A 9,930-nucleotide genomic window follows, 5' to 3' on the forward strand; every position below is an offset into this window, starting at 1 on the left:
CCCCTGGACCAGGGGACCCCCTCTTGTGCTGCGGGGCTGCTGCCGCGGGGGCTACTTCAGCCAGTCGCCCGGGAGTTCACCGGCCGAGACCTCCAGGACGCCCCGCTCGGTCACCAGCCCCGTCACCAGCCGCCCCGGGGTCACGTCGAAGGCCGGGTTGTGGCCGCGCGACTCGGCCGGCGCCGTCCGTACGCCCGCCCACTCCAACACCTCGTCCTCGCCGCGGAGTTCGATGTGGATGTCGTCGCCGGTCGGCGTGGCGAGGTCGACCGTGGTGGTCGGTGCGGCCACCAGGAAGGGGATGCCCGCGTCGGCGCAGGCGAGGGCCACGCCCACCGTGCCCACCTTGTTGGCGGTGTCGCCGTTCGCCGCGATGCGGTCCGCCCCGACGATCGCCGCGTCGACCTCACCGCGCAGGATGGCGCCCGCGGCGGCCCCGTCGGCCTGGACGTAGTGCGGGATGCCCTCCTGGACCAACTCCCAGGCGGTGAGCCGGGATCCCTGGAGCAGGGGGCGCGTCTCGTCGGCGTAGACGACCTCCAGGCGGCCACGCGCGTGCAGTTCGCGGACGACTCCGAGGGCCGTGCCCCATCCCGCGGTGGCCAGGGCGCCCGTGTTGCAGTGCGTGAGGATCCGCAACGGCCGCTCGCCGCCGACCCGTTCGAGCAGCCAGTCGGCGCCGAAGGCTCCCATCGCGCGGTTCGCGGAGACGTCCTCGCGCTGGACGGCCGCGGCCTCCTCCAGCACCGCGTCGAGCCCCTCCTCGAAGCGGGTCATGACCCGGTCCACGCACACCATGAGGTTGACCGCGGTGGGCCGGGCCTCACGGACGCGGGCGACGGCCGCGCGCACCTCGGCCTCCGACCAGCCCTCCCGCTCCCCCTCGATCAGCGCGAGGGCGACGCCGTATCCCCCCGCCGCGCCGATAGCGGGCGCGCCCCGCACCACGAGGCGCTGGATCGCGTCGACCAGGGTGTCCACATCGTGGACACTCATCGTCTCGGTGCGCTGCGGAAGCAGTGTCTGGTCTATGAGCGCGAGGCCGGATCCGGTCCATTCGACAGCGCGAAGTTCCTGGGGCATTTCGGGGCACTCCTGATGTTCCGGTGAGGTCTCGCCACCGTACATGACCTGGGCGAACCACAGTTCGAGACAGTCGAGCAGCTGTCTGGAAACGGGTGTTAAAGTCCAGCACCCAGTCCGCAGACCGAGACGAAGGAGGAGACCCGTGTTGCTGACCAAGCGCCGTTTCCTCGACTTCGGCCGGTGTGCCGGCGACTGCTGTCGACGCTGAGCCCTCCCCCACGCCCGTCGCGCCTCTCATCACCCGCACCCTCACCCGCTCATCGCCGAGCGTGGTCCTCGTCGTACCCGGAAGGTCCCCCGATGTTCCGCAGAAACCGCCGTGCCCTTCAGGTCGCCGCCGCGGCAGCGCTCATGGTCACCGCCGCCACGGCCTGCAACGCCGCCGCCAAGAACGACGCCTCCGACTCCGCGAGCGGCGGCAGCGGCAAGACGTTCACGCTGGTCACCCCGGACGCCGTGGGGCAGAACGAGTTCCTGAAGCTCGCCGTCACCGGCATCAAGCAGGCGGCGAAGCAGCACGACGGCACGCAGAAGGTCTACGAGTCCACGGACACCGCCTCCCAGCAGCAGAACGTGCAGGCCGCCGTGGACGCCAAGCCGGACGTCGTCGTGCTGGTCGGCTTCGAGTTCGCCGACCTCGTCGCCCAGCAGGCCCAGAAGAACCCGAAGCAGCAGTTCCTGATCATCGACGCGTGCACGACGAAGACGTTTCCGAACGTCAGCTGCGCGGTCTTCCGCGAGCACGAGGGTGTCTACCTCGCGGGCGCGGAGGCGGGTCTGCTCTCCGAGTCCGGCAAGGTCGGCGCGGTCGACGTCCTCGACACGCCCCAGTTCCGCCGCTACAGCGACCCGTTCGCGGCCGGCGCCAAGAAGGTCGCGCCGAAGACCGCCACGGGCACCCGCTTCGTCGGCGGCCAGTCCCCCTTCGACGACTCGGCCCGCGCCAAGGAGCAGGCGAACACCCTGCTCTCCCAGGGCTACGACCAGATCATGGCGGCCGCCGCGGCCGGCAACTACGGCGTCTTCGAGGCCGCGAAGGCCAAGGGCGCGTTCGCGTACGGCGTGGACGTCAACCAGTGCCCCTCGGCGCCCGGGACGGTCGTCGACAACGTGATCAAGCGCACGGACATCGCCGTCGAGAAGGGCGTCGAGTCGGTCCTGGCCGGCAAGGCGGGCACGACGGTGTCGTACGGGCTCAAGGAGGGCGGCATCAGCCTCACCGGCCTGGAGGACGGCGTCGACTCCTCGAAGTGCGTGATCGCCGACCACCAGGACGTCCTCGCCAAGGTGAAGGCGCTGCGCGACCAGATCGTCGCCGGGAAGCTGACGGTCGATGACCCCGCCGCCGGCTGAACCCGCCGGGTCGGCGGAGGTCGCCGTCGAGCTCCGGGGAATCACCAAGCGGTTCCCCGGCACGCTCGCCAACGACTCCGTCGACCTGACCGTCCGCCGCGGCGAGATCCACGCCCTGATGGGCGAGAACGGCGCGGGCAAGTCCACGCTCATGTCGGTCCTGTACGGCATGGAGGTCCCGGACTCCGGGACGATCCGTATCGAGGGGCGGGACGTCGCCTTCGGCAGCCCCTCCGACGCGATGGCCGCCGGGCTCGGCATGGTCCACCAGAGCTTCAAGCTGTTCGACTCGCTGACGGTGGCGGAGAACGTCGTCTACGCCGCCGAACCGCGCCGCTTCGGCCTGGTGGACCGGGCCGCAGCCCGCCGCCGGGTGCGCGAGCTGGCCGCGGAGCACGGCCTTGCGGTGGACCCGGACGCGCGCGTGGGCGACCTGCCCGTGGGCCTGCGTCAGCGGGTGGAGATCCTGAAGCTGCTGCACCGCGGCGCCCGCACCCTGATCCTCGACGAGCGACCGCGGTGCTCACGCCCTCCGAGGCCGACGCCCTCTTCGCGGTGCTCAAGTCGCTCGCCGCACAGGGCCGTACGGTGATCCTCGTCACGCACAAGCTGCGCGAGGTGCTGGAGGGCAGCGACCACGTGACCGTGCTGCGGGACGGACGGGTGGTGGCCCGCCTGGTCACCGCGCGGACGTCCGCCGACGAGATCGCCGCCGCCATGACGGGCCGGACGGTCGAACTGGACCGCGTCCACGCGCCGGGCACCGCGGGTGACGTGGTGCTGGACGTGGCCGGGCTCGCGACCCCCGGGGTGCACAAGGCCGAACTCACCGTCCGCGCGGGCGAGATCGTCGGCATCGCGGGTGTCGCGGGCAACGGACAGGGCGAGTTGGTCGAGGCACTGGCCGGGCTGCGCCCGGTCACCGCCGGCCGGGTCACGCTCAACGACGACGACATCACCCACGCCTCGGCCACCGAACGCCGCCTCAAGGGCCTGGCGTACGTCCCCGAGGACCGGCACGCGGTCGGCACGGCCCCAGCCGCGTCCGTCGCCGACAACCTCGCGATGGGACACCACCGTACGTCCCTGTCGCACCGGGGCCTGCTGCCGCCAACGTCCGTCCGGGCGCACGCGCGGCGGCTGATCGAGCGCTTCGGCATCAAGGCGTCCGCTCCCGAGGTGCCCGCGCGTGCCCTGTCCGGCGGCAACCTCCAGAAGCTGCTGATCGGCCGCGAACTCGCCCATGACGCCCCGCTGTTGCTCGTCGAGCAGCCCACCCGCGGGGTCGACATCGGTGCCATCCAGAACATCCACGACCAGCTGATCGCCTACCGCGACGCCGGTCACGCCGTCCTCCTCGTCTCGGCCGAACTGAGCGAGATCCGGGGGCTCGCGGACCGGGTCCTGGTGATGTACGAGGGCCGGATCACGGCGTCGTACGACAAGTCCGAGGCGGACGAACGGACCTTGGGGCTCGCGATGGCGGGCGGCACGAGCGAGCGAGTGGAAGCCGCCGACTGACATGAATCCTCTCCTGCACCGCACCCGGGGAGCCCTGCGCTCCCCCGTCACCTTCTCCGTGCTCGCGGGCGTCCTCATCGGCGCGCTCTTCCTCGTCGGCACCGGCGCGGACCCGATCACGGCGTACCAGGCGGTCCTGACCGGCTCGTTGGGCTCCGACGGCATCGGCTCCACGCTCTCCACCGGCACCAGCGTGCTCGGCATGGCGCTCGCGCTGGCGATCCCGCTGCGCGCCGGGCTGATCAACCTCGGCGGCGACGGGCAGATGGTGCTCGGCGGGATCACCGCCGCCGTCACCGGCCTGTACTCGCCGCTGCCGGCGCCCCTGACGGTCGTCCTCGCCCTGCTCGCCGGCATGGCGGTCGGCGCCGGGTACGCCGCCCTGGCCGCCCTGTGCGAGAACCGGCTCGGCGTCCCGCTCCTGGTCAGCAGTCTGCTGCTGAGCTATCCGGCGGTGTCCTTCGCCTCCTGGCTGGCCCGCTATCCGCTCAAGGAGCCCGGCTCCAGCCTCCCGCAGACCCGGGCGATGCCCGACGGGGTGGCGCTGCCCGCGTTCGGCGACTCGACGGTGACGGTCGGGCTGCTGCTCGTCGTCCTCGCCGCGGCCGCCTACTGGTTCACGGACCGGCGGACCGCGTTCGGGTACGAGATCCGCATGACCGGCCTCAACTCCCGCTTCGCCGCGTACGCCGGTGTCGAACGCCGGGGCCTGACACTGAAGTTGATGTCGATCTCGGGCGCGCTCGCCGGACTCGTGGGCGCGATCGGGGTGTTGAGCTTCCCGTACCGCTTCGTCGACGGCTCGCTCACCGCACCCGGCTACACCTGGACGGGACTCACCGCCGCGCTGCTCGCGACGGCCGCCCCGCTCGGCACGGTGGTCTCGTCGTTCTTCTTCGCCGTCCTCCAGGTCGGCGGACTGGCGATGGAGCGGACGACCGAGGTGCCGCGGGAGCTGACACAGGTGCTCCAGGCGATCGTGATCGTGTTCCTCGCGGCCCGACTGCGGTTTCCCGGACGGTGGTTCAACCGCCGCGAGACCTTCGACCGTCACAAGCCCGAGGAGGCGGTGTGATGTTCCTCGACTCGGATCTGCTCATGTCGGCGCTGCGCGCCCTCACCCCGATCCTGCTGGCCGCGCTCGGCGGCGCGGTCTGCGAACGGGCCGGCGTGTTCAACATCGGCCTCGAAGGCATGATGCTGATGGGCTGTTTCACGTCGGTCGCCACCAGCTGGTTCACCGGCAGCGCCTGGCTCGGCGTGCTGGCCGCCGCCCTCGCCGCCGCCGCGTACTCGCTGATCCTGGCGGTGGGCGCGGTGACGCTGGGCGGGGACGCGGTGGTGCTGGGCGTGGCCATGAATCTCCTGGCCGTCGGCCTGACCGGCTTCCTCCTGCGTACGGTCTTCGGTGTGCAGGGCACTTTCGACGATCCGTCACTGACCGGGCTGCCGTTGGCCGGTGGCTTCACGCCGCTCACCTATCTGTCGTGGGCGGCGGTCGCCGTGGCCGCGGTGCTGCTCTCGCGGCACGTGTGGGGGCTCAGGCTGCGCGGAGTCGGCGAGGCCCCGGACGCGGCGGCGACGCTGGGGGTGAGCCCGGCGCGGTACAAGTACGCCGCCGTCCTGGTCTCCGGAGTCCTGTGCGGGCTCGCCGGGGCCCAACTCGCCCTAGGCAACGTCACCTTGTTCACCGAGAACATGACGGCGGGCCGCGGCTGGATCGCCGTCGTCGCGGTCATGCTCGGCCGTGCGGTCCCGGTCGGTGTGCTGCTCGCCGCGCTGCTCTTCGGCCTCGCCGAGGCGGCCGGCTTCCGTCTCCAGGGACTCGGCCTGCCCCAGCAGGCGACCGACGCCGCGCCCTACGTCGTCACGCTCGGCGCCCTCTTCCTGACGACGGCCCGCCGCCGTCGCCGTACCCCTACTCCGTCCGGAGCCGCCTCATGAGCCAGGACCAGCCAGACCTCCTCCCCGTCACCCGCATACCCCGCGCCGGGCTCCCGCCGCACGCGGTCGTCGTGGGCGACCCGGCCCGCGCGGCCGCCGTCGCCGCCCTGCTCGACGGTGCCGTGGAGGTGTCGTACCACCGCGAATACCGTGTGTTCAGCGGCAGTTGGAAGGGCGTGCCGGTCACCGTCGCCTCGCACGGCGTGGGCGGTCCCGGCGCGATCCTGCTCTTCCAGGAGCTGGCGGACGCGGGGGTCCGCACCCTCCTGCGCTTCGGCACGGCGGGCGCGATGAAGCCCGGCATCGGCGACGGCGATCTCGTGATCGCCGAGGCGGCCGTACGCGACGACGGGGTGACCCAGCAGCTGCTGCCGCCCGAGTACCCGGCGGTCGCGGCGCCCGAGGCGGTCCTCGCGCTCCAGCGCGCGGCCCGCGAGACGGGAGCCCCGCACCACCGGGGCATCGTCTGGACCCGGGCCGCCTTCCAGCCCGGGCTCCTCCCGCTCTTCTCCTACGACGGCGCCGGGCTCGCGGCGATCGAGATGGAGCTGTCGGCGCTGCTGGTGACCGCCTCGCTGCGGGGGCTCGTCGCGGGCGGCGTGCTCGTGGTCGACGGGGCGAACGCGGACGAGCTGGTGGACGACGAGGGCACCAGCGTCTACGACCCGCACCGCGAGGTCGTCGCGGCCGGTGTCGAGCGGGGCGCGGTGGTCTCGCTGGAGGCGCTGCGGCTGCTCGCGGAGGAGGACGCGCGGTGACCGTCGACCTGTTGGTGCACGGCGGTGCCGTCCTGACGGTCGACGAGGCGGGGACCGTGGTTCACAGCGGTGCCGTCGCCGTGCACGAGGGCGAGATAGTGGCCGTCGGTCAGGCGGAAGAGCTGTGTACCCGGTTCACAGCCGACGAGTCCATCGACGCGAGTGGCTGTCTCGTCCTGCCGGGGCTTGTGAACACGCACACCCACCTGGCGATGACCCTGCTGCGCGGCCGCGCCGACGACGTGACCCTCCAGGGCTTCCTGGAGCGGGTGCTGCCCGCGGAGGCCGCGCTCCTCGCGCCGAAGAACGTGGCGGCGGCCGTGCGGCTGGCGATCGCCGAGAGCGTCCGGGCCGGGGTGACCTCGGCGCTCGACATGTACTGGTTCCACGAGGCGGCCGAGCGGGCGGCCCGGGAGGCGGGTTGGCGGCTGCACTCCGGGCCCACCTTCATGGACGTGCCGGAGCCGCCCGACGGCCGCGCGTACGAGGAGCGGCTCGGCTGGGCCCGGCGGGACCTGGAGGCGCGCGGCGGGGCGCACGCCGGCCGCCGTCCCGTCGTCTTCGCGCACTCCGCCTACACCCTCTCCCCCGAGCAGCTCACCGGGATCGCCGCCCTGGCCCGGGAGTTCGGGGCGCTGCTGCACCTCCACGCGGCGGAGAACGCCACCGAGGTCGCCACCGTCGAGGTGCGGTACGGCAAGCGGCCGGTCGAGCTGCTGGACTCGCTCGGACTCCTCGGCCCCGACGTGCTGCTCGCGCACGCCGTCGACCTCACCGGGCCGGAGATCGCGGCGCTGGCCCGCACCGGCACCGCGGTCGCCCACTGTCCGGTCTCGAACCTGAAGCTGGGCTGCGGGATCGCTCCGGTGCCGCGGCTGCTGAGCGCCGGGGTGACCGTCGGACTCGGCACGGACGGCGCCGTCAGCTCGAACTCGCTGGACGTGTTGGGGGCCGTACGGCAGGCGGCGCTGGTGCACAAGGCGGACGGCGACCCGACGGCGGTCGGGGCCGAGCGGGCCGTACGCATGGCGACGATCGAGGGCGCGCGGGCGCTGGGCCTCGACGCGCACCTGGGGTCGCTGGAAACGGGCAAGCGGGCCGATCTGATCGTCCTGGACCTGAACGCCCCGCATCTGCGGCCGCTGCACGACCCGTGGTCGACGCTGGCGTACGCGGCGCACTCGGCGGATGTGCGCGACACCGTCGTGGACGGGCGGGTGCTGATGCGGGACCGTGAGCTGCGCACACTCGACGAGCGGGCCGTGATCGCGGATCTGGAGGCGCTCGTCTGAGCAGGCCGCATAATGTGCTGAGACATCCGACGTCTCAGCGCAGTGCGGGGCGAGAAGGAGGCCGGACATGGCTGTCACCGACGAGGCGATCGAGAAGATCAAGGGCATGATCGTCTCCGGCGCGCTGCGCCCCGGCGACCGGCTCCCCAAGGAGAGCGAGCTCGCCTCCGAGCTGGGGCTGTCCCGCAACTCGCTGCGCGAGGCCGTGCGGGCGCTGTCGCTGATCCGCATCCTGGACGTTCGGCAGGGCGACGGCACCTATGTGACCAGCCTGGACCCGCAACTCCTGCTCGAGGCGCTGAGCTTCGTCGTGGACTTCCACCGCGACGACACGGTCCTGGAGTTCCTGGCCGTGCGCCGCATCCTGGAGCCGGCCGCCACCGCGATGGCCGCCTCCCGGATCAGCGAGCAGCAACTGGACGCACTCGGCGCCCAGTTGGACAAGCTCGGCGACAGCCCGTCGGTGGAGGAGCTGGTCGCCTGCGATCTGGACTTCCACCGCGGGATCGTGCAGAGCTCCGGCAACTCGGTGCTCTGCTCGCTGATGGACGGCCTGTCCGGGCCCACCACCCGGGCCCGGATCTGGCGCGGTCTGACCCAGGAGGACGCGGTCAGCCGCACCCTGCACGAGCACCGGGCGATCCTGGCGGCCCTGCGCGACCGGGACGCCGAGGCGGCCCGCTCGTGGGCGACCGTGCACATCGCGAGCGTGGAGCAGTGGTTGCGCTCCACGCTGTGAGAAGCCTGTGTGAACCCTCCCAGCGGCACCGGAACGGGGGGTGTTCCGGGGTGGCGGACGGGGCAGTGATCCGTTCACTCCCCCGTGCAAGGGGGCTGCGGGCGCCCCCGCCCGACGCCGTAAGGTTGGTGCGTTAAGCGAGGGCACGTCGGAAGGAGGCGCTGGGTGATCGAGCTCGAGGGGGTTCCCGAGCTGATCGACCCGGTCATGGTGGCCGCGTTCGAGGGCTGGAACGACGCCGGCGACGCCGCCTCCACCGCGGTCGCGCATCTGGACAGGGAGTGGAAGGGCGAGGTGTTCGCGGCGCTCGACGCCGAGGACTACTACGACTTCCAGGTGAACCGCCCCACGGTGTGGCTGGACGGCGGAGTGCGCAAGATCACGTGGCCGACGACAAGGTTGTCGGTGGTCCGCGTCGGCGGTGACAAGCCGCGCGATCTCGTACTCGTCCGAGGTATCGAACCGTCGATGCGGTGGCGGTCGTTCTGCAACGAGCTGCTGGGCTTCGCCCACGAACTGGGCGTGGAGCTGGTGGTGATCCTGGGCGCGCTGCTCGGCGACACCCCGCACACCCGTCCGGTCCCGATCAGCGGGACCACGTCCGATCCGGACCTGGCCCAGCGGATGGACCTGGAGGAGACCAAGTACGAGGGCCCCACGGGCATCGTCGGCATCCTCCAGGAGGCGTGCACCCACGCGGGCGTGCCCGCGGTGTCGCTGTGGGCGGCCGTGCCGCACTACGTGTCGCAGCCGCCGAACCCGAAGGCGACGCTGGCCCTCCTGAACCGTCTGGAGGACCTGATCGACGTACGGATCCCGCTGGGCGAGCTGGCCGAGGACGCGCGCGCGTGGCAGGTGGGCGTGGACCAGCTGGCCGCCGAGGACAGCGAGGTCGCGGAGTACGTCCAGACGCTGGAGGAGGCCCGGGACACCGCGGAGCTGCCGGAGGCCTCGGGCGAGGCGATCGCCCGGGAGTTCGAGCGGTATCTGCGGCGCCGGGACGGCGGCCAGCCGGGCGGGCACGCGACCACGGACGGCAGCGACAGCACGGCCTATCTGCGGGACAGCCCGGGTCGTACGAAGCCGCCCAAGCCGCCGAGGCCGGAGGCGGACCGGGACGCCGACACGGACGCCGACACCGGCACGGACGCGGAGACCGGCACGGGCGCCGAGCCGGACGACGGGGACGCGTCGTCGGAGGACTGAGCCGGTGAGGGCGGTGCGCGGTGTCCCGCGC

At 72.5% G+C, this 9,930-nt stretch carries 8 protein-coding genes and 1 pseudogene; 8 read left to right on the forward strand and 1 reads right to left on the reverse strand.

What is annotated here, in order from left to right; translation table 11 throughout:
- Nucleotides 1-51: 51 nt before the first annotated feature.
- Nucleotides 52-1,083, reverse strand: a complete 1,032-nt coding sequence (gene mtnA, locus ACFULQ_RS46805; protein WP_383557289.1) for an S-methyl-5-thioribose-1-phosphate isomerase — start codon at nucleotides 1,081-1,083, stop codon at nucleotides 52-54.
- A gap of 303 nt (nucleotides 1,084-1,386) precedes the next feature.
- Between mtnA and ACFULQ_RS46810 the strand changes: the two genes are divergently transcribed.
- The 8 genes and pseudogenes from ACFULQ_RS46810 (at nucleotide 1,387) to ACFULQ_RS46845 (ending at nucleotide 9,899) form a co-directional block, all read left to right on the forward strand.
- Entirely contained in the window at nucleotides 1,387-2,439 is a 1,053-nt protein-coding gene (locus ACFULQ_RS46810) for a BMP family ABC transporter substrate-binding protein (protein WP_383557293.1), read from the forward strand.
- Nucleotides 2,420-3,960 (forward strand): annotated as a pseudogene (locus ACFULQ_RS46815) (ABC transporter ATP-binding protein). The gene ACFULQ_RS46810 and the pseudogene ACFULQ_RS46815 overlap by 20 nt, the downstream one beginning before the upstream one ends.
- Before the next feature lies 1 nt (nucleotide 3,961).
- Complete coding sequence (locus tag ACFULQ_RS46820; RefSeq protein ID WP_383557295.1) at nucleotides 3,962-5,035, forward strand: ABC transporter permease; 1,074 nt, start codon at nucleotides 3,962-3,964, stop codon at nucleotides 5,033-5,035.
- The gene (locus ACFULQ_RS46825; RefSeq protein WP_383557297.1) at nucleotides 5,035-5,904 is read left to right on the forward strand and encodes an ABC transporter permease; all 870 of its coding nucleotides are present in this window, start codon (nucleotides 5,035-5,037) and stop codon (nucleotides 5,902-5,904) included. The genes ACFULQ_RS46820 and ACFULQ_RS46825 overlap by 1 nt, the downstream gene beginning before the upstream one ends.
- Nucleotides 5,901-6,662, forward strand: a complete 762-nt coding sequence (locus ACFULQ_RS46830; RefSeq protein WP_383557299.1) for a nucleoside phosphorylase — start codon at nucleotides 5,901-5,903, stop codon at nucleotides 6,660-6,662. The genes ACFULQ_RS46825 and ACFULQ_RS46830 overlap by 4 nt, the downstream gene beginning before the upstream one ends.
- Nucleotides 6,659-7,954: an amidohydrolase gene (locus tag ACFULQ_RS46835; protein WP_383557301.1), complete on the forward strand. Its 1,296-nt coding sequence runs from the start codon at nucleotides 6,659-6,661 to the stop codon at nucleotides 7,952-7,954. Before ACFULQ_RS46830 ends, ACFULQ_RS46835 begins: the two co-directional genes overlap by 4 nt.
- Before the next feature lie 67 nt (nucleotides 7,955-8,021).
- Nucleotides 8,022-8,693: a FadR/GntR family transcriptional regulator gene (locus ACFULQ_RS46840; protein ID WP_330268014.1), complete on the forward strand. Its 672-nt coding sequence runs from the start codon at nucleotides 8,022-8,024 to the stop codon at nucleotides 8,691-8,693.
- A 165-nt stretch (nucleotides 8,694-8,858) separates the two neighbouring features.
- Nucleotides 8,859-9,899 carry a PAC2 family protein gene (locus tag ACFULQ_RS46845; protein WP_383557304.1) on the forward strand — a complete coding sequence of 347 codons (1,041 nt, stop codon included), beginning with the start codon at nucleotides 8,859-8,861 and terminating at the stop codon, nucleotides 9,897-9,899.
- Nucleotides 9,900-9,930: the final 31 nt, after the last annotated feature.

This window comes from Streptomyces sp. NPDC057253, assembly GCF_042669125.1.
Lineage (GTDB): Bacteria > Actinomycetota > Actinomycetes > Streptomycetales > Streptomycetaceae > Streptomyces.

Excerpts from the sequence above, each read along its gene's own strand:
- mtnA (WP_383557289.1), bottom strand. The coding sequence starts at position 1,083 with ATGCCCCAGGAACTTCGCGCTGTCGAATGGACCGGATCCGGCCTCGCG.
- ACFULQ_RS46810 (WP_383557293.1), top strand. The coding sequence starts at position 1,387 with ATGTTCCGCAGAAACCGCCGTGCCCTTCAGGTCGCCGCCGCGGCAGCG.
- ACFULQ_RS46820 (WP_383557295.1), top strand. The coding sequence starts at position 3,962 with ATGAATCCTCTCCTGCACCGCACCCGGGGAGCCCTGCGCTCCCCCGTC.
- ACFULQ_RS46825 (WP_383557297.1), top strand. The coding sequence starts at position 5,035 with ATGTTCCTCGACTCGGATCTGCTCATGTCGGCGCTGCGCGCCCTCACC.
- ACFULQ_RS46830 (WP_383557299.1), top strand. The coding sequence starts at position 5,901 with ATGAGCCAGGACCAGCCAGACCTCCTCCCCGTCACCCGCATACCCCGC.
- ACFULQ_RS46840 (WP_330268014.1), top strand. The coding sequence starts at position 8,022 with ATGGCTGTCACCGACGAGGCGATCGAGAAGATCAAGGGCATGATCGTC.